Source organism: Roseateles oligotrophus (assembly GCF_025717515.1).
Taxonomy (GTDB): Bacteria; Pseudomonadota; Gammaproteobacteria; order Burkholderiales; family Burkholderiaceae_C; genus Paucibacter_A; species Paucibacter_A oligotrophus.
Genome location: NZ_JAJIRN010000011.1, coordinates 55,933 through 79,482, shown reverse-complemented (window position 1 = coordinate 79,482; position 23,550 = coordinate 55,933). Strand labels below are relative to the sequence as shown.

Below are 23,550 nucleotides of genomic sequence, written 5' to 3'. Positions count from 1 at the left end.
CTGTCAGACCTAAGGTCCGATTAGAACTTGTAGTTCACACCGAACAAATAGGTGCGGCCATAGTTCGAGACCTGACGGGTGCGAGTTGGGTCCGCATCGTAATACTCGGTGTAAGCCTCGTTGCCCAGATTATTCACCTGCAGCAAGACCGACACACCCTTGGCCATACCGCTCTGGAACTCATAACCGACTTGCATGTCGGTGATGGTTTCCTTCTGCCCGTAGGTGAAGGTGCGGTCGGCGCCAAAGCCGGTGATCTCACCCACGTAAGCGTCACGAATGCGCGTGCTGACACGGGCCGAGAAGCCGTTCTTCTCGTAGTAACCGGTCAGGTTGTAGGTATTCTTCGACAGACCCGGCAACGGACGTGTATCGCCAGGGCCGAAGGGCTGGATCTTGCTGTCGGTATAGGCATAGGAGAACTGCACACCGAAGCCGTCAAGCATTGGCGTCACGATTTGCAGGGGCAAGGACAAAGCCAGTTCCAGGCCTTGCAAAGAACCGCCGGTGCCGTTGATCATCTGCGTGAAGTCACCGGTATCCGAATCTGGCGTCGGACGGCCTGCAGGAACCACCAAACCGGCGCCAAACTTGTCCTTGAAGTTGGTCGGGACCTTGGAACTATAGATATAGGTTGACAGGTCCTTGTAGAAACCCGCGACCGACACATAGCCCTTGGTGTTGCCGAAATACTTCTCCCAGGAAATGTCGACCGCATTGGCTTCCCATGGCTTCAGGAAAGAGTTGCCGCCATTGCCTTCCCACTTCGCACCCTTGCCGGTGACGGGGTTGTATTGGTCGGTATTGATGCTGTACGACTGGGTCGAACGCAGATCATCCATGCGCGGACGAGTGCTCTGCTTGGCCAGCGCGAAACGCAGGTTTTGGTCACTGGTCAGCGCCAAGGACAAATTCATGCTCGGCAGGTAGTCGGTGTAGGTGGTGCCTTGAGTCTGCTGCCGATTGGCGCCGGCTTCGATGCTGGTGGCCGTGGACTTTTGATCCGAATGAACCGCCTGAACACCCAGATTGCCGCGCAGCTTCAGACCGAACAGGCTGCTGTCAATGTCAAGCTTGCCGTAGGCCGTGGTGATTTCCTCGTTGACCGTCCAGGCCTTGTTGATGATGTCGTGGTTGTTGATATTGGAGCGCAGCTTGTAGAACTGGTTCTGCGCGGCCCGGCCGTCGTAGCCCAGGATGTCGCCCATGCCCACGAAGCCCAGATTGGTCGACCCGGTGATCATGCTGGCCGGCACCGTCGTCGGCGAGGCCTTCAGGTCCAGGAACCACTCGGCCACATCACGCGACTTTTCGCGCTTGGTGACGTTCATGCCGACGTCAACGCCGCTGAACATACCGAATTCAAGGTCACGCTTTGCCGACAAACGCAGCGACTTGATTTCGTCCCGCACTTCGGGCGTCTTCAAATAACCCGCCTGGCCCCAGCCGCCCGAGTCCACCAGCTTGATCAAGCTCGGATCCGCATAGTTCAAACCGGACTTGATGGAAGGGAAGCCGCCGCCTTGAGGCAAGACCACGCCGAAGGTATCGGTGGCGCCCGCGCCACCTTGGCCGGTGCCCGCATACATTTCAAGAATGGACTCATTGCGCTTGGCCTTGGACCAGGCCAAGTCGGCCACACCGGTCCACGCGCCCATGTTCAGCTTGTTATTCCAGCCAATCGATGAGAGCGAATCTTCCCGGTCATTCAGATCATGGCGGAACACTGGCTTCACACCCACATAGTCGGCCTGGGTCAAGACCCCGCCGGTGAATGTATTGGTGCCGGTTGAGGTTGCACCTTCAACAACTGGATTCTTCAGTGTGGCGCCGGACCAAGCCAGGCCGGCCTCAAAGCCGCGCTGCAGGGTCATGCGCTTGAACTTCGAGTGGTAGGCGTCGACATTGCTCTCGAAATCGGCAGAGGGCTTCCACTGCAGCACGCCCATCAAGCCGTCGCGCTTTTGCGTGGCCGATTCGGCACGGATCTGCACGCCACCGGGCAAACGCACATCGTTGTACTTCACGCCATTGATTTCGCCGTTGCCCTGCGGATAGCCCCAGCTGCGGTAGTACTGGCTCTGGTTGGGAGAGTCCAAATGCGCATAGCCGATCGCCACGCCAATGGTGCGATCAGCGAACTGATCGATATAGGAGAAGCTGAAACGGTTGCCGGTATCGCTGGCACCGCCGGCGTTCAACTTGCCGAGAGAGTTCTTCTCACCACGCAGATTCACCGCCATCGTGCGCTTGCCGAAGGCCAGCGGCTTGACGGTCTGCAAATCGATCGTGCCCGACAGGCCCTGCCCCACCAAAGAACCATCGGGTGTCTTGTAGATCACCACGCCGCTCAGCAACTCGGACGGATATTGGTCAAATTCGGCCGAGCGGTTGTCGCCGGTGCTGACCTGCTCGCGGCCGTTCAACAAAGTCGTTGCGAACTGGCCCGACAAACCGCGGATCTGCACTTCTTGGGCGCGACCGTTGACGCGCTGCGCCGCCAAACCCGGCAAGCGCGCGATCGACTCGGCAATGCTGTTGTCCGGCAACTTGCCGATGTCTTCGGCCGAAATTGCCTCAACGATGGAGTCGGAATTCTTCTTGACCGAAATCGCCGCCTCGATACCGCGGCGAATACCGGTCACGGTGACCGTATCCAATGTTTGCGGGCTTGCTGGCGCCTGCTGGGCATAAGCACCCGAGGCAATCATCAACAGGGTGCAGCCAACCGCCACTGGGTTGACCTTGAAAATTTCGCGCTGCAGTACGGACATCTGCTTGCGCTTCTCTACGGAAGTACTCATCGAATTGTCTCCTCAAGCTTCAAAAAACAAAGGGGGTGGACCTAGACAACTTGGCGTTGTGCGAAGGGATAGAGATCCGAACGTCTCAAACTCATTTGTACCAAAACTAGATTTATTTCATACAAACGTAAACCCTAGTCGTTGCTTTACTACTACCAATTTCAACGAAACTACAGCAAAAAACAGCGGGTTTACACCTGTTTATGCCACTTAATTAGGCAACAAAGCCACTTCAAGACCAATTTCAAGGCTGTAACGTGTAATTCAACTACAGCGCAATCCTTGCGAAACTACAAACCAGTCGCTGGCAGCCAGATCACTCGTGCTGCTGCTCAAGCGCCAAGGCTGCACCACTCAGCGCCGCCAGGGTGTCGGTGATCAAAGCGGTCGGAATAGCGGCGAGATAGTCTCGAAAACGCCCCTTGGCCTCGAAGCGCTCGCGGAAGCGCGACGCAAAAAAGCGCTCGCCCAAACGCGGCACGATGCCGCCGCCGATATAGACACCGCCGCGCGCACCCAATGTCAGCGCCACATTGCCAGCAAAGCCGCCAAGCAAGGCACAAAACACATCCAGGGTTTCGGCGCAGATCGCATCCTCGCCCGACAGACCGCGCTCAACAATCAACTCCGCGCTGAGTGCTTGCGCACTCGGCGCACCGCGCACCGCCACCACCGAGCCATGCAACAGCGGTAGGCCGATACCCGACAGAAAACGCTCGGCAGACACATGCTCATAGTTGCGCCGCATATGCGCAAGCAACTCGCTCTCGAAGTCGTCGGCGGCCGCCAAGGTCATATGCCCACCTTCACCCGGCAGCGCCACCCATTCGCCATTGGCAAACACCACCCCGGCCACGCCCAAACCGGTGCCCGGCCCGATCACCGCCAGCGTGTTGGCACTAGCGGATACGCCTTGCCCCGGCACACCGGTAGACGCGCACCATTGCCGCAACTGACCGGCCTGCAATTTAGGCAAAGACAAGGCCAGCGCCTCGAAATCATTCAAGACCAGCAAGGACTCCAAGCCCAGGGAGCACTGCACCTCGGCGCGCGAAAAGCTCCAATGCCCATTGGTCAACTCGACCCGGTCCCCCGCCACCGCCGTGGCCACCGCAAATGCAGCCCGCCGAGGCACTATTGACTCAAGTCCGGCTTGCGCCAGCAGCGGCCGCAGCCCCTGCAAATAGGCCTGCACCGCCGCCACCGGACCGGCATGCTCCGATACCGGCATCACCGCAATATGCATGACCTCGGCGCCGCGCGCGGCCACCCAGCCAAAGCGCGCATTGCTGCCGCCAATGTCAGCCACCAAACAAGGGTAGTTCCTGGCGCTCATGCCACCTCGCACAAGGACAACAACAGGGACCGACCACAGAAAGAATTTGCTCGCACGATTGTTCTCGACTCGAAAGACCTGAGGCGGCACAGGCTCGCCTCAAGTTGATATTGACCTTGGCAGCAAACAGACCACCACCAAGCACTACAACTATTTCGTTGACCGTAAGGTAACAAAACTACATCATCTACGCAATAGCGTCTTTCCCGAATCGCCTCAATTTCACATCGCGCCTTTAAAAATCGATAAGCACACAATGAAATCAAGCTGCATTGACGCATCAGATCAAGAGTTGATTTACCCTCACAAAATGTAGTCACACTACATTTCGACGTGAAAATCACCCCTCGACCGCCGCTCAATCACCACCCGACCGCTTCGCTTCAAAGGGATAGACCCGCAGTCCCGAGGGCGATGACAGCCCCATAATGCGGCGCTAGCCCAGGCCTTGCGGCCTCACACATACAGCCCTGCCAATTCAGCCATGCCCTCGACCTTTGACAGCCCGCGCCTGATTGCCGACATCGGTGGCACTTACGCACGTTTTGCGCTTGAAATCAGCCCCGGCGAGTTCAGCCAGATTGCCTCGCTGCGCTGCGCCGACTACGCCGACTTCCATGCCACCGTCAGCGCCTATTTGGCCAACCTGACCGGCATGAGCGCCAGCACCGCTATCGAGCATGCGGCAATAGCGATCGCTTACCCGGTCGAAGATGACCTGGTTCGCATGACCAATTACCACTGGCAGTTCTCGATCGAAGAAATGCGCCAGCGCCTGAAATTCGACACCTTGGTGGTGGTGAATGACTTCACGGCCTTGGCGATGGCGTTGCCACGACTCAATGCCAACGAAGTACAGCAAGTCGGCGGCGGTCAGGCTCGCAGCCCCGCCGTGATAGGACTGCTGGGCTCAGGCACCGGCCTGGGGCTTTCCGGCCTGATCCCGGCGGGTGATGCCTGGGTGGCACTGGGCACCGAGGGCGGTCACACCGCCTTTGCGCCCCGTGACGAGCGTGAAATCGCGGTGCTGCGCTTTGCCATGAAACAGTTCGAGCATGTGTCGTTCGAGCGTTTGTTGTCAGGCCCCGGCCTGGAGTTGATCTACCGCGCGCTGGCCGAGCGCGCCGGGCAGTCGGCCGAAAGCATTCAAGCGCCCGAAATCACCCAACGAGCACTCGAGAAGCGCGACCCCTTGTGCGAGGAAACGCTGGAGGTTTTTTGCGCCGTTCTGGGTACGGCCGCGGCCGACTTGGCGGTGACGCTGGGCGCCTTTGGCGGCATCTATATCGGCGGCGGCATTGTGCCCAAGCTGGGCGAATATTTCGAGCACTCTTGCTTCAGGACGCGCTTTGAGGACAAAGGGCGTTTCAGCGCCTATGTGGCAGCGATCCCGACCTTTGTCATCACCGCCGAACATGCCACCTTCAAGGGCGCCTCGGCAATTCTTGAGGCACAGTTGCGCACCTTGCAGACGGCGCCCGGTGCGGGCTTGCTGGGGCAGATCAGGCGCGCTCGAGCCGAATTGTCACCGGCCGAGCTGCGCGTGGCCGAGCACATCCTGGCCCACCCACGTTCGGCGCTGAACGACCCGATCGCGACGATTGCCCGCGCCGCCCAGGTCAGCCAGCCCACCGTCATTCGCTTTTGCCGCACGCTGGGCTGCGAGGGCTTGTCCGACTTCAAGCTGCGCCTCGCCTCGGGCCTGACCGGCACCGTGCCGGTCACGCATACGCAAGTCAATCTGGACGATTCGATGCTGGAGCTGGGCGCCAAGGTGCTGGGCAATACCGCCTCGGCTATTTTGCAAGTGCGCAGCCAACTCAACCGCGACATGATGGCGCGCGCGGTCGAACTGCTGTTGCACGCCGGGCGGATCGAGTTCTATGCGCTCGGTCATTACGGCGTGGTGGCACAGGACGCCGAGTACAAGTTCTTGCGCTTTGGCATGCCCAGCTCGGCCTACACCGACCCGCGCCTGCAGTTGCTGGCGGCCAATGTCTTGAAGCCTGGCGACGTCGCCGTCGTCATCAGCAATAGCGGCCGCCTGCCCGAGTTGCTGGAGGTGGTGGAAAAAGCGCATCAGCGCGGCGCCTTCGTGGTCGCCATCACGGCCGGTCAATCGCCGCTGGCGCGCAAGGCCGATGTCGCCTTGATCGTCGATCACACGGAAGATGTCGAAACCCATGTGCCCATGGTCAGCCGCATCCTGCACCTGCTGGTGATAGACATCTTGGCCGTCGGGGTGGCGATGCGGCGCAATGCGGACGGGCTGGACCCGCTCTCAAGCTCGCCATTGCTTGGCCTAGAAGAGCGCAGCAGCAGCAACGCCGACGATCCAAGCGCCGCCACGCCGCAGGCCAGGCGCACCGCGCCCGGCGTCAGCCTGGCCTCGCCGCTGGCAAGGCTGACTTCGCACAGCCGCTAAGCGCTTGTCGGCGCAGCCGCGCGCACCCGCCGGTGCGCCGCACGGGCGCTGGGCACCCAGGCCTGGGTGGCCCAGCGACGCCACATCAGCAAGCCCCTGATCCACTCGTCCAGCGCATAGGCGATCCACAGCCCTGGCAGGCCAAGACCCCAATGAATCGCCAGCAGCCAACTGCCGCCGGCCAAAACCAGCAGCATCGACGCGGCGCCGGCGACGACCGGATAACGCGCATCACCGGCGGCACGCAGCGCATTGATCACGACCAGATTGAAGGTGCGACCCGGTTCCAGCAAAACGGTTAACCACAGCAGCGTCGCCCCCGCCGCAATGATGCCCGCATCTTGCGTGAACCAACCCATCAACCAAGGCCCGGCCAGCGCGGCCGCCAAGGCCACCACCACGCTCACGACTAGGCCCCGCGCGAGCGCTCGACGCACCAGGCTGTGCGCCGCTTGCAGGCGGCCGGCGCCGATCAGATGCCCGACCACAATCTCAACCGCGAAGCCGGTCGCGATGCCGAACATCATCACAAAGCTCATCAGCTGCAAGGCATAGGCTTGCGTGGCCAAGACCGTGGCTCCCAGACTTGCGGCCACGCCCACGCTGACCATGAAGGAGAGGCGATAGCCGATATTCTCGGCCGCGCCAGGCAGGCCGATATGCAGCACCGCCGCCAATTCGTGACCGGGCAAGCGCCACCAATCGCTCCAGCGGGGCACCAAGCCCAGCCGAGCTCGCCACAAGAGCAAATGCAAGGCCAGGCCCAAGGCACGGCTCACGCCCAATGCCAGCGCAAAGCCGGGCAGGCCCAACGCGGGGATGGCGCCCCAGCCCAGCATCAAGGGCAAGGCCAGCGCGAGATGGCTGATTTGCATGACCACCACCACGGCCAGCGCCTCCCGGCTGCGCAAATGCGCACGCATAACGCTGGACATTGACGCATTCCAGGCGTCCAGCAACAAGGCCGGCGCCAGCGCTTGCAAAAACGGCGCGGCCAAGGGCAAGACCTCGGCCGGCGCGTTCAAGAGCCGCAACAGGGGTGCGGCGCCGAACAAGGCAGCCAAGGCCGTGAACCCACCAACCCAGGTGCTGGCACCCAATACCGCACGCGCCACCGCGTCGGCCGCTGCGCGTCGGCCCGCGCCCAGGCTTTGAGTCAACACAACGCTGACGCCGGCGCCTATGACTCGGAACAAAATGAACAGCGTGGCAGAAAGCTGGATGGCCAAAGCAAAGGCACCGGCCGAGGCATCGGAGAGCCGCGCCGCCAAGGCGGTGCCGACCAGACCCAAGGCGATCGACAGCCACAGCTCCATGAACAAGGGCCAGGCCAGACTGAGCAAGCGAGGAGCTGGCGGCGCGACCGCGCGGGAAGATGATGTCATCAAAAATTGGATCGAAAACAGACGGGGGCGAACAAGAACGTAGACTGTGAAGCGCAGCGACGATTGTTGCGCCCGCGAGCTGCCCTGGCATCCACCCCCTCAGTGGATTTTGCTCGGCCGCCTCCCGCCCACCAAAGCCCATGAACCCAAGCAACTCCAGCACTCCCCTATCCAAAACCGCCTCGGCTCAAGCCTTGCCGGTCCAAGTGCAAGCTGCGCTGACCTTGCTGGGTCCGCTGGACGCGACAACACTGGCCACCTTGCTGACAAGGGCGCCACGCGACATCGAGCAAGCCTTGCTGACCCTCTCCCAAACAAGCCAAGCGCCCTCGGATGCCGACGGCGCAGCCCGCATCGATAAAGAGTTGCTGGCCCGCGCGGTGCAACTGCTGCTGAAGTCCGATCAGATCCAGCGCGCCGCCGAGCTCCTGCTCCAGCATGGCTCACCCGAGCAGCAGCTCGACCTGCTCGAGCAAGTTGGCTGGGCCTTGTTCTACAGTTCGGCCAGGCCCTTACTGGGTCAATTGCTGGACCTGAATGCCCTGCAGCCGCGTATGCAGCAAGGTGATCTGCTGGGCCTGCAATACATCTGGACCATCGAAGTGGCGGGCGAGCCGCATCAGGTGGAGCGTCGCCTACCCGGCTCGGTCGGCTTGAGCCCTGCCCTGCGTGCCACCCTGCAGGCTCGCATTGCGCAGATGTTTGACCAACCGCAGCGGGCCATCCAGCAAGCGCAAATCGCCATCGACGGTTTCCCGAATGACTTGCTGCTACCCGCGCTACTGGCACGTTACACGCTCGGACTGGCGCTGCTTGAGGCTGGCGATCCGCCGGCTGCAACGGCGCCCTTGAGCGCGGCCTTGAAGGGTGCCAATCGCGATGGCGCGACGCTGCTGCAGATCGATGCGCTGCAAGCGCTCAGCGAGGTCCACGAGGTCTTGGAGTTGGCCGCCCCCGCCGAGCTTTATGCGCAAGAGGCGCAACGCCTGCGCCGCCAACTCGGCCTGCGCGAAATCCAAACGCCCTGGCCCGAGGACGCCTACTGCGCCTTCCCGCAGTTGCTGGACCGAGCCACGCAGCAACTGTTCGCCGGCAATATTGCGCCCGCCGAAGCCGGCCTTGCTGCATTGGAGCAGCGCGAGCGCAAGGCCTTTTACTGTTTCAAATGGCGCAATCGCTTGGCCCACGCACAGAGCTGGCTGGCCTCGTTGCGGCACGACGAGCCGGCACTCAAAGCGATCGCTGCCGGCTTCAGGTCGACCGCATTTTCGAGCAGCTCCTTGTATGAGCTGGAACTGGCGGTGCTGCAAGCGGGCTGTGCACTGCTGGCGGCCCAGGCCATGGGCGAAGAACAATTATTGGCCCTCAGGGCCGAGCTGCAAGCCCGACCTTTGCCGCAGTTATTGCGGCGACTGCATTTGATCGAAGCCTTGGGCGCGCCAAGCGGCGCCAATCTGCCGGCATTGATGCAATGGCTGGGCAGCGAAGACGAGTTGCTGGAAGCCGATGCGCGCTGGCTGGCCCCCAAACTGGTGGGGCCCTTGGCAGCGCTGCTCGCAGCTCCCGCCATCGTGCACCAACCCCAGGCGCGCAGCCGCGCCACCAATTTGCTGGACCTGCTGAGAAATGCAGGCCTCAGACCGGCAACGAGCGAACCGCTGGCCGCTCAAGCGCCCCCGCCGGGTCTGACCGGTCGCGAATGGCAGGTGCTGCGCCTGATCGGCGAGCATCACAGCAACGAGCAAATCGCTAGCGCCTTGTTTGTGTCGGTTGCGACGGTCAAGACACATATCAATCGCGTCTACAGCAAGCTCAATATCGGCTCACGAGAAGAAGCGATACAGCGAGCGCGGCATCTGGGCGGCTGAGCTAAATCGTCGGGGTTGCGGTGACAGCAAAGTGCCCGAAGATCGAAAAGAAATTGGCACCCAAGAACATAAACATCCCGCCTTTTTGTATTCTCTCTCCGCTTTCAAAAGATCAATTTCCCTGCCAGACGGCTAGGTGCAGCAACGCCAGTTCAAACCAGGTGAGGTCATGTGGTCCGACTCGCAAACACATATCGGCACCAACAATGGCGATACACCTACCCATGTCATCCGCGCCATGATGCCTTGCCTGGGTATAGGTCGGTCACAAACCGTCACAGTCGGCACACGCAAGCGCCACAGACTTTTTCGCTGAGGTTTTTGACAATGCTGTTCATCGACACAACAGCATTGACCCAGACTTCACCATGCACGCAACCGCCACTACTCCCAGCCCCTTCCAGCACAAGTTCAATTGCCGTCTGGGCAGGCGGATCAGCCGCGCCCAGCAACCGCAGGTCGCGCCTCAAGCCATCGCCGGCCGCAGCCCAGCGCAGAACCTGGCCGCCGCATTGCTGGCGCTGGCAATCAGCGCCGTGCTGCTTGCCGGTTTGCCAACTGAAGTGCGCGCCCAGACCCAGAACCTGCAGCCCAGCGCCAGCAGCACTCTGGTACGGGTGATTTCGTCCACACCCAACCTGGAACGCATCACCGAAACCCGCCAGCAATGTGGCTACGAGACCCAGCAAGTCCTGACCCCGCCGGCACCCAACCAGGCGGGCATGGGCGGCACCGGCGGTGCATTGCTCGGCGCGCTGGCCGGGGGACTGCTGGCATCCCAAGTCGGCAAGGGCAATGGCAGGCATGTGGCAATTGCGGCCGGCAGCGCCACCGGTGCCCTGGTTGGCAAGAACTTGGCTGAGCAATCAAGCCCGACGGCAGGCTACGCGACTTACAAGCACCAACAGGTGCAGGTCTGCCGGCCGGTCAGCGTTGAGCGCGAGCAGGTGCGCGACTACACCGTGCGCTACGAACATCAGGGCCAGGAATACCAGGTACAACTGCCGCAACAGCCCGGCCAGTGGCTGAAGTTGAACATCAGCCACACCATCCAAGCGGTGTGAGCAAGCACCGCTAAGAGCCAAAATGGATCAGATCGGTCAACGCGGCTGTGGCGGGCTTGCGACTGCGCCCCCTCAATCCACCCCCTGGGATGACGCGCAGCCGCCATGACGCTCAACACAATGACGTCCATCTGAACCGAGCTTGGAGTCTTGTCTATGCTTCTCTTGCACCCCCCCATCAGCCCCTGGATTCAACGCGGCACCGACGGCTGCCGCATCAGCCTGCTGAGCGAGCGTGTCGACCTAGACAGCGTCTATCTGCGCAGCACGGCCGATAACGAGGAGCATCTGCTGACCATGCACTATGCGGGGCGGCATGCCGAGTTGCACCGCTGGGAGGCATCTCTACCCTGGGACGGTGGCAATGCCTTGACGCTTTATGCCTTCAAGGTGCTCGCGGATGGCACCCAGTATTGGCTGGCGGCCGACGGTGCACATGAGCATCTGCCTCCCGAGGACAGGCACTTCCGCCTGCACCCCACCGCTTTGCCGCCAAGTTGGGTGCGCGAGCAGATCTTCTATCAAGTCTTCCCCGACCGGTTTCATCGAGCTCTGCCTGTGGTCGACCGGCGCGGCCAGGCCTTGGGCGGCCAAGACGGACGCCTGGTGCAACAACCGCAATGGAGCGAGCCGGTCGACCACGAGCACGCCGCCAACAGTTTTTACGGCGGCGACCTGCCCGGCATCACGGCCAAGCTCGACTATCTGCAGGGCGAATTGGGCGTTACGGCGCTGTATCTGAACCCGATCTTTGCCTCCGGCAGCAATCACAAATACGACACCGACGACTATGAGCAGGTGGACGAGCATTTCGGCGGCAACGCCGCGCTTGAAGACTTGAGCGGCGCCGTGCATCAGCGCGGCATGCGCCTGGTGCTGGACGGCGTGGTCAACCACACCGGCGTCAACCACGCCTGGTTCAAGCAGGCGCAGGCCTCCGCCGACTCGCCCTACCGCGAGTTCTATCTCTTCAATCAGGACGGCCATCACTTTGGCTGGAAGGGCTTCACCTCACTGCCGGTGCTGGATTTTTCTTCACCCGCCTTGCGTGAGCAGATCTACGCCGGCCCCGACGCGGTGCTGCGCCGCTGGCTCAAAGCCCCCTACAACATCGACGGCTGGCGGCTGGACGTGATCCATATGCTGGGAGAGGGTTCGGGCTCACGCAATAACGCCCATCATTTGAGCGAGATCCGCAAGGCCGTCAAGGCCGAGAATGCCGACGCCTATGTGATGGGTGAGCATTTCTCCGAGGCCACGCGCTGGTTGCAGGGGGAGCAGGAAGACGGGGCAATGAACTATTACGGTTTCGCCAACCCGGTGCGGGCCTGGTTGGCCGGGCAGGATGTGGCCTACCATCCGATCCAACTGAGCACAGCCGCCTTTGATGCCTGGATGAAGCGCGCCCAGGCATGCATTCCCTTTGATAACCAGTTAGTCCAGCTGAACCTGCTCGACAGTCACGACACCACCCGCTTCTTCACCCTGCTGGATGAAGACACGGCAAAGATGCAGCTGGCCGCGACGCTGCTGTTCACGCGCCCCGGCGTGCCTTGCATCTATTACGGTGACGAAATCGGCCTGGCCGGCGGACCCGACCCGGATTGCCGCCGCCCCTTCATCTGGGAGCGCGAGCGCTGGAACATGCCGCTGTTTGACACTTACCGCAGCCTGGCGAAATTGCGCCAACAGCGCGGCGAATGGCGCCATGGCGCGGTGCAGACCCTGGCCGTCGGTGCGGACTGGATCGTCTATGCCCGCTACACCGACTGGGAGGCCAGCATCATCGGCGTCAACCGGGGTGCCAACCCAGCCCAGGTCACATTGCCGGTGTGGCAGTTGCCGCTGCCCGTCAAGGCCTGGCACTCGCCCTCGGGCCAAGCGTTCGTCCTGCGCGACGGCCTGCTGACGACCAAGTTACCCGCCGTCGGCAGTGTCTTGTTGCTGAGTTGCTGAGCCGCAAGCTCGGTTTGCCGTCCAACGCTCCTCAGCGCTTAACCTTGCCCTTGCCAAGGTGGGAATCTGTAAACTGAAACGGCCTTCTGCGTCATTCAATGAAAAGGATCTTCATGCTCAACATTGGTCAAGCAGCATCAGCCTCGGGCGTGTCAGCCAAGATGATTCGCCACTATGAAGCAGTGGGCCTGCTTCCGGCGGCGCTGCGCACCGAGTCGGGCTACCGCCAGTACGGCGATGCTGACTTGCAGACGCTGCGCTTTATCAGGCATTCCCGGGATCTTGGTTTTTCTATCCCCGAGATTTCCCAACTGCTAGGCCTGTGGCAGGACCGCAGCCGCCCGAGTCGAGAGGTGAAAGCGCTGGCCTTGATGCATATCCAGGCGCTGGAAACAAAGGCGCAGGAGTTGCTGGCCATGAAGGCCTCGCTTGAGCATCTGGTGCATTGCTGCCACGGCGACGAGCGGCCGGAATGCCCCATCATTGATTCGCTGGCGAATGGAGCGGCGGTCTTGCCCGGCCCGACCCAAACGCGCGGCCCAGGCTTGAAGACCCGCCCACAGCTAAAGCGGCGGGCGGTGACTAGCGCATGAATGTCAGGGGCAAGCCAGCATCGGCCCGGGCCAAGCTTGAAATTCATGGCTTGACCTTGTCACCATGGCATGGTTGACAATAATGAAAATTGACCGACAGGAGTTTTCATGAAAAGTTTGCATGCTTTGGCATTCGCCGCCCTGAGCTTGGGGCTGGGCACTGCGTTTGCCCATGGGGACGCGGGGCATGCCAAGCCCGCCGCCTACGACGCCAGCAAGATCGAAGAGACGGCATTCGGCCGCGAGGGCAATCCGAAGAAGGTCAGCCAGACCATCCGGGTCGACATGGCCGACTCGATGCGCTTCTCGCCGGAGAACGTGACCGTCAAGCGCGGGCAAACCATCAAGTTCGTGCTCCACAACAATGGCAAGTTACTTCATGAGATGGTGCTGGGCACGGTCGACGCGCTCAAACAGCATGCGGAGATGATGCGCAAGTTCCCGAACATGGAGCATTCGGACCCGAATATGTCGCATGTGAAGCCCGGCGCGAAGGGCGAGATCGTCTGGCAGTTCACCAAGGCCGGTGAGTTTCAATTTGCTTGCCTGCAACCCGGGCATTTCGAGGCCGGCATGATCGGACGGGTGCTCGTGAAGTGAAAGGACGTGAAGTGAAGCGCCGCAGCGTCCGTTTCAAGGTCGCACAAAAACCAGCGCACTGCGCCCGGGCAGCGTAAAGCGGCCGGTGTCGGTATCAAGGCGCGCTTCGGCGGCAATGCGCTTGTCGGCAGCGTCGGCACTCAGATGCACCGGATGCAGGCCGAAGCTCTTGGCCGCTTCGGTCGGCAACTCGATGCTCTGCGCGACCGGGTCCACGTTGATGAAGTAAAGCAGTTGACCGAAGCCTGCGCCGGGCCACCCTTGCCCATCCAGACTCGCCACCACCACACGCGGGTTCTGTGTCGGGCCGGTATTCAAGAACCGCAAGCGCTGCTGGACAGCGGCCGCCGTGGGCAAACGGAACAGGCTGCTGCTGGCGCGTATCTTCAGCAGATCCAGGAAGGCATCGCGCGTCCAGGCAATATCGGCCGGCGCCGGCTTGATGGCCGCGTCCGCCAGCAAGGGCGCCAACAGCGGGTATTGATCGCCGTTGTCGAGCTTGGGCGGCAAGCCGGCGCCAAAACCGTTGTCGAGATAGCTCCAATCCAGGCGATTGAACCAATCGCCCGAGTCGTAACTATTCCGGTCCAGTGACTTGGAACGCAGCACATCGACACCGGCGTGAAAGTAGGCGACGCCCTGACTGAAGGCGGTCAGCGCCAGGCCCAGGACCTGCACCTGGGCGCGCTCCCGCGCCGAGGTGCCGCGCGGCAGCTTGAGCACATTGATGTCGAACAGCGTCTGGTTGTCGTGGTTGTCTACATAATTGACTACTTCACCGGGCTGCGAAACATAGCCGGCCGGCTGATCGCCGTAAGCGATATCGGCCAGCCGACGCGTTGGCCCCGACCAAGTTTGCAACTCGAAGTCGCGCAAAGAGCCGGCCAAACCGACCCGTATCAGGTCGGCCGCTTGCAGCAGATCGGCGGCCGGGCGCTGCGCCGCCGACGCGTTAGGCGCGTAGACCAGGCCGTTCAACCAGCCCTGGTTTTGCATCACGGCAGCGCCGCCGTCGCCGGCACTCCCGCCCCGCGCCGCGTCGCGCCCACGGTCGCTGAAGGTGCCTATCCCCGAGCCGTTCAGCGACAACTGCGAGGCCTGCACAAAGCGTGCGCCGTTGGCCACTTCGCCAAAGTTCCAACCCTCGCCGATCAACTGCACCGGCCGCCCGGCGGCCTGGTTGACACGTTTTTGCAAGGTCTCCATCACCGCGCGCGGCTGATGCGCCATCAGATCAAAACGGAAGGAGTCGATCTTGTACTCGCGCGCCCACATCGCGACCGAGTCAATCATCAGCTTGGCCATCATCCGATGTTCGGTGGCGGTGTTGTCGCAGCAGGTCGACCGCTCCGGCTCGCCGCGCGCATTCAGACGCTGGTAATAGCCCGGAACGATGCGGTCCAGCACTGATTTTTCATGCTGTCCGGCCGCGGCGGTATGGTTATAGACCACATCCATGCCGACCCGCAAATTGGCCCGGTGGAGCGCTTGCACCATCTGACGGAACTCGATGACGCGGCGCTCAGCCTTGGCCGCATCGCTGGCATAACTGCCCTCGGGGGCGCTGTAGTGAAACGGGTCATAGCCCCAGTTGAAGCAGTCCTCGGCAGCGACGGCCATCACGGCGGCCTGCTGCAGCGGGCTGTCGGCAGCCGCCCGGGGCACGACCGGCTGGGCACAGCCGGCCTCGGGGATTGAGGCAATATCAAACACCGGCAGCAAATGCACGTCGGTCAGGCCGGCCTTGGAGAGCGCCTGCAGATGACGCATACCGGCCGACCCGGCCGGCGAAAAAGGCGTAAAGGCCTTGTACTTGCCACGCATTGCCGGCGGCACCGACGCGTCCGAGATCGAGAAGTCGCGAACATGCAACTCATAGATCACCATATCGGTCGACGTCTTGACGCGCTGCGGTCTGGGCGTCGAATCCCACGCGGATGGCTTCAGCGCGGGGCTCTGCAGATTGGCCACAAAGCTGCGTTTGGAGTCGGTCGTCAGGCTGACCGAATAGGGATCGGTGACGCGGTTGCGAACCACCCCCAGACCCGGCACGAACACGTCGACCAGGTAGTTGTAGTACTGCCCACTCAGATCACCGCTGAGGCGGGTCTGCCAAACCCCGCTGCTGGCATCCCTTTTGAGCGGCTCCTGCGCTGTGGCCCGGTCACTGCCATTCGGATAGCGACACAGCGTCACCTGTTGCGCCGTCGGCGCCCAGAGCTTGAAGCCGGTGTACCCGGATCTGATGGGGCCAGGCGCAGTGACGCCCAAATCGGCGACTTGCTCGGCGGTCTGATACAGATCATCCAGTGCGCCGGCCGCTTGCAAGCCCGTCAACGCCTGCACCACCCCATCAGGGCCCTCTTGCACGAGCCAAACCTGAGCCCGGTGCAAGTCCGGCAGGCGCGCCACATCGGCAGCGCGCACCTGCCAGCGAGGTCCGGCAGCAATGAACTTGAAACGCCTGGCTAAATCCGCCGGCAACTCGCTTGTACTCGGTTCAAGCGAGAGCGAGGCATCGGCGCCGCTGACGACTCGCTTGGCGTCAACTTGCAATGCAGCATGGCCCGAGTAATACAGCTTGACGCGCGCAGCGGGCTCTCGCTCAGTTCCCAAGCCCGCCCCGGGCCATTGAATCAAGCGCCGGTTCAACCAATAGGCCTGTGCGGCAAGCGCTGGGCCATCGGCCTGCAGTTGCGGGTGGAGCAGGCTCGCGAAAGCCGCGCCGTCGCAGGCCTCCAAGGCTTGGACCTGCGACACCGCCATACCTAGCAACAGGCCCAAAATCCCCCTGCGCAGACCCATATGTTTCGACACCATGCGATTGCCTAACCCTGTTTGACGGCCGATGCAGCCTACAAAATAGTAGCAAAACTACATAAACAAATCCAAATGAATTGAAGTGTTTCAATCATTTTTACTTTTTTGCATCAATACAAAAGGGTGAAGACAAGTATCTTTACTACATTTACACAAGGCATCAAGGACAGAAAGCCCCCTTCTCTGCCTCGCCCTTTGCTTGGCCCCGAAAGCGAATCGCGAACCTCACCCATCACCGGCGAGGTATCCGCATCAGCAAATGCGCTCAATCGAATGAATCGAGTTGTCTGCCGGCAATTCATCATGGCTTGTGCGTCGGGCCGGCTCAATGAAGCGCCCAGCTTGGCCAGAAGACCATGGCCTGAACTCATTCACTCCTTGCAGGATCAAGCGATAGCGGGATAGCTGCCAAGCCCTTCCGGCCATGCGGTCAGCAACTCGAAGCCCGTGGCGGTGACAAGCACCATATGCTCCCACTGCGCCGACAGGCTGCGATCTTGCGTGACCACCGTCCAACCATCGGCGAGTTCCTTCACGCCGCGCTTGCCGGCGTTGATCATCGGTTCGATGGTGAAGATCATGCCCTCCTGCAAGCTCATGCCCTCACTCGGCTTGCCGAAGTGGTTGACATGCGGTTGATCGTGATAGACATCGCCAATGCCGTGGCCACCATATTCGCGCACGACACTGAAGCCCTCGCGGTGCGCAACGCTTTGAATCGCATAACCCACATCGCCCAGGGTAGCGCCGGGGCGCACCTTCAGGATGCCGGCGCGCAGGGCCTCATAGGTGGTGTTGACCAGGCGACGCGCCAGCGGCTTGGGCTCGCCGACAAAATACATGCGACTGGTGTCACCGAACCAGCCGTCCTTGATCAAGGCGACATCAAGGTTGACGATGTCGCCATTTTTGAGAATTTTCTTGGCCGAAGGGATGCCATGGCAGACCACCTCGTTGACCGAGCTGCACAAGGTCTTGGGGTAGCCGTGATAGCCGATATTGGCCGGCGTGACGCCCAGTTCATCGACGATGTAGTCATGGCAGAGCTTGTCCAGCGCATCGGTGCTGACACCGGGCTGCACATGCGGCGTGATCATCTGCAAAACCTGAGCGGCCAGGCGGCCCGCCTCCTTGGCCTTGACGATTTCGTCCGCCGTGCGGATCTTGACCGCGCTGCCCCTCATGGCCGGACCTCCGGTTTTGCGGACGCCGACAGCAGATCCAAGCCACCGGCCTGCTCGGCACGGATCAGCAACAGCGAGATCTCGCGATGATCGAGGTCGGGGTGCAGCTCGGCCAGCAAGCCTATGCGCATCCAATGCTCGGCCTGCGCGTTGATGGAACGAGAGAGCGCATGGCTGGCGACGCGCAAGCTCTCGTGCATTTGGTCTGAAATTTTGACGATACCCATCCGGTAATTTTATACGAACAACATATGTTTCGTATATTCAACACCCCTCAAGCAGCAAGCCCCTGCTTGGCTGGAGCAGGCACCAGACTCGGCTCATCCGGCAGCAGCAAACGCCCGAACAAGAACTTGACGCCCAGCAGCAAGACCCCTGCACTCGCCACCAGCATGGCATGCATGCCCCAGAACTCGGTGCCAGGCATCTCATCCAGAAACCCCGCCAGCCAACCGACGAAGGAGTTGCCAAGAAATAGATGCAAGTAGTAAATGCCTATCATCAAACCCTCCAGTCGACGCGGCGCCGCACGCGAATACAGCGCAATGCCTACCGGCAAGATATTGGCAAAGCCGAGGTTGTTGATCAAGGTATAGCCCAGCGTCCAGGCGAAGCTGACCTTCTCATTGCTGCCGGCGATCGAGCCTGCGGCGATCACCAGCAGCGCCGGCGCACAAGCGGCCAGCAAGGAACCCAGGGCCATCTTGGTCAACTCATCGGGCTCGGCACGCCGCGTTGCCCACCAACGCCAGAAGGCGATCGAGGCGACCATGGTCGAGGTGCTGATCAGCGCGTCCACCGCCTGCAGCCAAGTCACCGGCACCTGAAAGCCGAACAGCAGCAGGTCCATATGTTTTTGCGACCACAGCGGGTAGGCATTATTGAACTGCTGGTTGCCGACGATGGACAACATCAGCACCGGGATCAACGCAATCAGCAACACGAACCTGGCCTTCTCTTGGCTCGACATGCGGGGCTTGGGCTCGCCCGCTTGACGCTCGGCGGGCTTGACGCGAAGCGTCTCCGGCGGCAAGTAACGCCGGCCTGCAAGATAAACCACCAAGCCGATCAACATGCCCACGCCGGCCGCGCCGAAGCCCCAATGCCAGGCGACTTTCTCGCCCAAAGTGCCGCAGACAATCGGCGCCAGGATCACCGCCATCTGAATCGACAACATAAAAATCTGAAAGGCGCTGGCACGGCGTTTGTCACCGTGCGTGTAGAGCGCTCCAACCTGGGCCGCGATATTGCCCTTGAAGCAACCGACACCCAAGAGCAAACAAGCCAGAGCGAGCAAAAAACTTGCCTCGAAGGCCATCAAAAAATGCCCCAAGGCCATCAGGCTGGCGCCGATCACGACAGTGCGGGTGCGGCCAAGCAGGCGGTCGGCCAGCAAGCCGCCGAATATGGGCGTCAGGTAGACCAAGCCGGCGTACAAACCGAACACGGCCGAGGCCAGTTGCTGCGGCGAGCGGGGGCCGGTGGCCCGTTCGATAAAGGCCCGCAAGGCATCGATGCCAGCCACATTGCCGATGTTCTCCGGCAGAAACAGGTAGTTGCTGAGGTAAAGCACCAACAGCGCCTGCATGCCGTAATAGGAGAAGCGCTCCCAGAATTCGCAAAAGGCCAGCCAGCCAAGGCCGGCCGGATGGCCGAGGAAAGCGTGGTCGCCACGCAAGCGGTGGTCGGAAATATCGGCTACGGATTGTGAGGACACGGGCGAAACCATCTACGGGAATTGAGCAGCCGCGACTGTCCTAGACCCGCGCCAACCATGCAAGTCGCATTTACCATAAGAGGCCCATCAATCAGCCGCCTTTGACCTCCAGCAAAGCTTGTTCGGCCGAATCATAAATTTGCGGCTCAATACCGCGCGCGGCCAGAGCGGCGCCCAGCAAGCTGCGGTTGAACCCGGCCGTACCGTAACGGGTGACGTTTTCATAAAACTGGTCACTCAGCTCACGCACCATTGCCGCGTACGCGTCGGCCACCTGCGGATCGAGATGGAAGTGGTCGTAATTGACGACGCACCAAACCCTTTGCCCCAGCGTAGCGAGCGGCGCCAAGCGGCGCTCCACTTCGGCGCGGATGGCCTCCACATCGTCGATACAGCGCACCGCCAAACGCTCGAAGTTCAAGAAGAACTGCCGCGTCGGCGCGTCATAGCTGAAGCGATCGGCCAGCGGCAGCATCAAGAGCCTGGCGCGCAAGCCGATCGGCCCTTCCGCGAACAAGGCCGCGTCCATGCTCACAGGCGGAGTCGGCATCAAGGGCGTGAAGCCCATCAAGTCCAGCACATCGCGCTGCAGATCAAGGCCGGGTGCCACCTCACTCAGGATCAAGCCCTCGGGGCCGAGTCGCAGCACGCAGCGTTCGGTCACATACAGCACCTGCTGGCCTCTCCGGCTGGCTTCCCGCCCGGAGAATGTGCGTTGCTCGACCTCGGCCAAAAACTTAGGCGCATCGTTGCTCAAGAAGCTGCCCACGAAAACAAGGCGCTTGGCGTTCTGGCTGATGTTGATGAAACCACCGGCGCCGGCCAAGCGATCACCAAAGCGACTCACGTTGACATTGCCCTGAGCATCGGCTTGCGCGAGCCCCAGCACCGCCAGATCGAGGCCGCCGCCGTCATAAAAGTCGAATTGATAAGGTTGATCGATCACCGCCTGCGTATTGACCGCCGCCCCAAAATTCAAACCACCGGCCGGAATGCCGCCGATGACGCCGGGCTCGGCCGTTAGCGTGATCAGGTCAATGATGTGTTCTTCCGCCGCCACCGCCGCCACGCCCTCGGGCATGCCGATGCCGAGATTGACCACATCATGGGTTTGCAACTCCAAGGCCGCCCGCCTCGCGATCACCTTGCGCAGGCCGGGGGCCATCGGCTCGACCGCCGCCAGAGGCACCCGCAACTCACCGGCAAAGGCCGGGTTGTAGGACTCGACAAAGGTCTGCATATGGTATTCGGGCTTCTCGGCCAACACGACTGCGTCGACCAAGATGCCAGGAATTTTGACCTGGCGCGGGTTCAGGCTGCCCCGCTCGGCCAGGCGCTCGACCTGCACGATCACAATGCCGCCGCTATTGCGCACCGCCATCGCAATGGCCAGCGAATCGAGCGTGAGCGCCTCGCGCTCCATGGTGATGTTGCCGTCCGCATCGGCCGTCGTGCCGCGCAGCAAGGCCACGTCGATGGGGAAGGCCTTGTAGAACAAGTATTCCTCACCATCGATTTCCATCAGGCGCACCAAGGCTTCGGTGCTGCGCGCGTTGACGGCGCCGCCACCATGGCGCGGGTCGACAAAGGTATCCAAACCGACCCGACTCAGATGGCCGGGCTTGCCGGCGGCGATGTCGCGGTAGAGATGGCTGATCGTGCCCTGCGGCAAATTCCAGGCCTCGATTTCGCCGGCAAGTGCGAGCTTCTGCAAGGTCGGCACCAAGCCCCAATGGCCGCCCACCACGCGCCTGAGCAGGCCCTTGTGGCCAAAATGATTGAGGCCACGCTGCTTGCCGTCGCCCTGCCCCGCCGCATAGACGAGGCTCAGGTCGCGCGGCCTGCCGCTGTGCAAATAGCGCGCCTCCAGCGCCACCGCCAGATTCTCCGCGAAGCCGATGCCGACGAAGCCCGAGGTCGCCACACAGTCACCGTCGTGAATCAATGCCACCGCCTCGGCCGCGGCCACCACCTTGCCATGCTCCATCGTTTGCAGCGCATGCAACTGCGCGAGGCGCTGCGATCGAGGACTTTCTTCGGACTGACCTTGAACAAGTTGCGTCATCGCTGCTCCGGCTTGCTGACTTGTTTTAGTGTCGCCGCAAGCCGGGCCGACCTGAGCGGATCAAAGCTCCGTCCATATAGGGAGTTACTCCTATATGGACGGATTCAAGACTACAACGCCTTCATCTCATGCAGCAGACGGTCGGCCTTGCCGCTCAAGACCGGCGAGCCGGGGTTGTTCACGTACCGGAGCGCGCATCGACTGGATATTCCCTCAGCCTTGACCGATAAGTTAACTGACGCCAAACTGACAACCAATCCATTTCGCCGACGGAGTTGTGCCATGACACTGATCCAACTGACTCAGGTCAAGCGCTGGCTATTTCTGCATGGCCGCCGCCATCCGCTGGAGTTGTGTGCCTGGGATATGGTGCTGACGGCCTGGGTGCTCGGTTGGGTGGCGCTACCCGCGCTTCTGTTGATCGACGCCTGGCCGATGTTGCCCTTATGCCCGGCGGGCTTCTTGTTGCCGGGTTTTTACGCTTCGTGGCGAACTCGCCTGCACCGCAGTGGGCGCCTGCGTTGTGACTGGCTGACGGCGCTCTGAGCGCAGAAACGACAAAGCCCTCGTGAGCGAGGGCTTTGTCGGGGCAAAGCTGCTGGCTAGTACCGGGTCAATGAATCAAACCAATCCACTCACCGGCCTGCTGATAGCTATTGAACATGCGCATGGCCAATTCACGCAAGGCCGCATTGGCACTCGCATGGCCCTGAGCCAACCGTTCGCAGGCGTAGAGCCGGTCATAAAGCATGCGCGTCGGCTGCAAGGCCAGACCTTCAAGCGCCATCAAGGATTGGAAGCGCAGCAGATCACCGCCATCTACCGGCCCAACAATCGGTGAGCCGAACTCAAGCGCCGACTGAGGGCGCAGCGCCGGGTCAAACGACTGCCCATCCAATTTGTAGTCGGGCGATGCGTCGCGCAGGTCAAAGTAGATCGGTGCGCTGAGCGGCAGATCTGGAGTCAGGCGGTAGACGTTGCTCATGGCTTCCTCGGCTGTGGGCTTGGATGTCTCCATGATGCCGCCCGAGGCCAAAACTTAAATCCGAAAAAGCCGGTCTTTCACCGGCTGATTCAATTCAAGTTTTTAACACGCCCTTCTGGGCTCAAGTCTTGGGCAAGGTGACGCCGCGCTGGCCCTGGTACTTGCCGCCACGGTCCTTGTAGCTGGTTTCGCAGACCTCGTCGCTCTCGAAGAAAAGCACTTGCGCGCAGCCCTCGCCCGCATAGATTTTGGCCGGCAGCGGCGTGGTGTTGCTGAACTCCAGCGTCACATAGCCTTCCCACTCGGGCTCGAACGGCGTCACATTGACGATGATGCCGCAGCGCGCATAGGTACTTTTGCCCAGGCAGACCGTCAGCACATTGCGCGGAATGCGGAAATACTCGACCGTGCGGGCCAGGCAAAAACTGTTCGGCGGGATGATGCAGAAGTCCCCCTCCATGTCGACAAAGCTCTTCTCGTCGAAATTTTTCGGGTCGACGATGGAGCTGTAGACATTCGTGAAGACCTTGAACTCGGGCGCGCAACGGATGTCATAGCCATAGCTGGAGGTACCGTAGCTGACGATTCTTTCGCCGGCCGCATTGGCGCGAATCTGGCCCGGCTCAAACGGCTCGATCATGCCGTGCTGCTCGGCCATACGGCGTATCCACTTGTCGCTCTTGATGCTCATCTGAAATTCCCCAGGATTTGACAAGGCATTTTAGGGGCTGGCCCGAGCAAGCCCGAG

17 protein-coding genes are annotated in these 23,550 nt (G+C 61.4%); 7 read left to right on the top strand and 10 right to left on the bottom strand.

What is annotated here, in order from left to right; translation table 11 throughout:
• Positions 1-20: 20 nt before the first annotated feature.
• Positions 21-2,804 carry a TonB-dependent receptor gene (locus LNV07_RS22500; protein WP_263573439.1) on the bottom strand — a complete coding sequence of 928 codons (2,784 nt, stop codon included), beginning with the start codon at positions 2,802-2,804 and terminating at the stop codon, positions 21-23.
• Between the two features lie 316 nt (positions 2,805-3,120).
• Positions 3,121-4,140, bottom strand: coding sequence for a glucokinase (glk, locus tag LNV07_RS22495; RefSeq protein ID WP_263573438.1), 1,020 nt, complete (start codon positions 4,138-4,140; stop codon positions 3,121-3,123).
• Positions 4,141-4,624: 484 nt separating this feature from the next.
• Here glk and LNV07_RS22490 point away from each other — a divergent pair, with 484 nt between their 5' ends.
• Positions 4,625-6,565 (top strand): glucokinase, encoded by a 1,941-nt coding sequence (locus tag LNV07_RS22490; RefSeq protein WP_263573437.1) that lies wholly within the window; start codon positions 4,625-4,627, stop codon positions 6,563-6,565.
• On the opposite strand, the gene LNV07_RS22485 is transcribed toward LNV07_RS22490, so the two are convergent.
• Positions 6,562-7,950, bottom strand: coding sequence for an MATE family efflux transporter (locus LNV07_RS22485; RefSeq protein ID WP_263573436.1), 1,389 nt, complete (start codon positions 7,948-7,950; stop codon positions 6,562-6,564). The two genes, LNV07_RS22490 and LNV07_RS22485, sit on opposite strands and share 4 nt — an antisense overlap.
• A gap of 140 nt (positions 7,951-8,090) precedes the next feature.
• Between LNV07_RS22485 and LNV07_RS22480 the strand changes: the two genes are divergently transcribed.
• The 5 genes from LNV07_RS22480 to LNV07_RS22460 all read left to right on the top strand — a co-directional run bounded on the left by LNV07_RS22480 (position 8,091) and on the right by LNV07_RS22460 (position 14,031).
• Positions 8,091-9,818: a helix-turn-helix transcriptional regulator gene (locus LNV07_RS22480; RefSeq protein WP_263573435.1), complete on the top strand. Its 1,728-nt coding sequence runs from the start codon at positions 8,091-8,093 to the stop codon at positions 9,816-9,818.
• Positions 9,819-10,186: 368 nt separating this feature from the next.
• Positions 10,187-10,882, top strand: coding sequence for a glycine zipper 2TM domain-containing protein (locus LNV07_RS22475; protein ID WP_263573434.1), 696 nt, complete (start codon positions 10,187-10,189; stop codon positions 10,880-10,882).
• Positions 10,883-11,038: 156 nt separating this feature from the next.
• Positions 11,039-12,838, top strand: a complete 1,800-nt coding sequence (malZ, locus tag LNV07_RS22470; RefSeq protein WP_263573433.1) for a maltodextrin glucosidase — start codon at positions 11,039-11,041, stop codon at positions 12,836-12,838.
• 113 nt (positions 12,839-12,951) lie between these two features.
• On the top strand, positions 12,952-13,431 hold the full coding sequence (cueR, locus tag LNV07_RS22465; RefSeq protein WP_263573432.1) for a Cu(I)-responsive transcriptional regulator: 480 nt from the start codon (positions 12,952-12,954) through the stop codon (positions 13,429-13,431).
• Positions 13,432-13,539: 108 nt separating this feature from the next.
• On the top strand, positions 13,540-14,031 hold the full coding sequence (locus tag LNV07_RS22460; RefSeq protein ID WP_263573431.1) for a cupredoxin domain-containing protein: 492 nt from the start codon (positions 13,540-13,542) through the stop codon (positions 14,029-14,031).
• A 33-nt stretch (positions 14,032-14,064) separates the two neighbouring features.
• Here the strand turns inward: LNV07_RS22460 and LNV07_RS22455 are convergent, their stop codons facing one another.
• The 5 genes from LNV07_RS22455 to LNV07_RS22435 all read right to left on the bottom strand — a co-directional run bounded on the left by LNV07_RS22455 (position 14,065) and on the right by LNV07_RS22435 (position 21,739).
• Complete coding sequence (locus LNV07_RS22455; protein ID WP_263573430.1) at positions 14,065-16,851, bottom strand: alpha-1,6-glucosidase domain-containing protein; 2,787 nt, start codon at positions 16,849-16,851, stop codon at positions 14,065-14,067.
• 386 nt (positions 16,852-17,237) lie between these two features.
• Positions 17,238-18,035 (bottom strand): type I methionyl aminopeptidase, encoded by a 798-nt coding sequence (gene map, locus LNV07_RS22450; protein WP_263573429.1) that lies wholly within the window; start codon positions 18,033-18,035, stop codon positions 17,238-17,240.
• Positions 18,032-18,262, bottom strand: a complete 231-nt coding sequence (locus LNV07_RS22445) for a ParD-like family protein (protein ID WP_263573428.1) — start codon at positions 18,260-18,262, stop codon at positions 18,032-18,034. Before LNV07_RS22445 ends, map begins: the two co-directional genes overlap by 4 nt.
• Before the next feature lie 47 nt (positions 18,263-18,309).
• Positions 18,310-19,752 (bottom strand): peptide MFS transporter, encoded by a 1,443-nt coding sequence (locus tag LNV07_RS22440; RefSeq protein ID WP_263573427.1) that lies wholly within the window; start codon positions 19,750-19,752, stop codon positions 18,310-18,312.
• A gap of 91 nt (positions 19,753-19,843) precedes the next feature.
• Positions 19,844-21,739, bottom strand: a complete 1,896-nt coding sequence (locus LNV07_RS22435; RefSeq protein ID WP_263573585.1) for an acyl CoA:acetate/3-ketoacid CoA transferase — start codon at positions 21,737-21,739, stop codon at positions 19,844-19,846.
• A gap of 360 nt (positions 21,740-22,099) precedes the next feature.
• On the opposite strand from LNV07_RS22435, the gene LNV07_RS22430 reads away from it, so the two are divergent.
• Positions 22,100-22,363, top strand: a complete 264-nt coding sequence (locus tag LNV07_RS22430) for a hypothetical protein (RefSeq protein ID WP_263573426.1) — start codon at positions 22,100-22,102, stop codon at positions 22,361-22,363.
• A gap of 67 nt (positions 22,364-22,430) precedes the next feature.
• On the opposite strand, the gene LNV07_RS22425 is transcribed toward LNV07_RS22430, so the two are convergent.
• Together LNV07_RS22425 and dcd are read right to left on the bottom strand one after the other, a co-directional pair.
• The gene (locus LNV07_RS22425) at positions 22,431-22,802 is read right to left on the bottom strand and encodes a hypothetical protein (RefSeq protein WP_263573425.1); all 372 of its coding nucleotides are present in this window, start codon (positions 22,800-22,802) and stop codon (positions 22,431-22,433) included.
• Positions 22,803-22,923: 121 nt separating this feature from the next.
• Positions 22,924-23,493, bottom strand: a complete 570-nt coding sequence (gene dcd, locus LNV07_RS22420) for a dCTP deaminase (protein WP_263573424.1) — start codon at positions 23,491-23,493, stop codon at positions 22,924-22,926.
• Positions 23,494-23,550 lie beyond the last annotated feature (57 nt).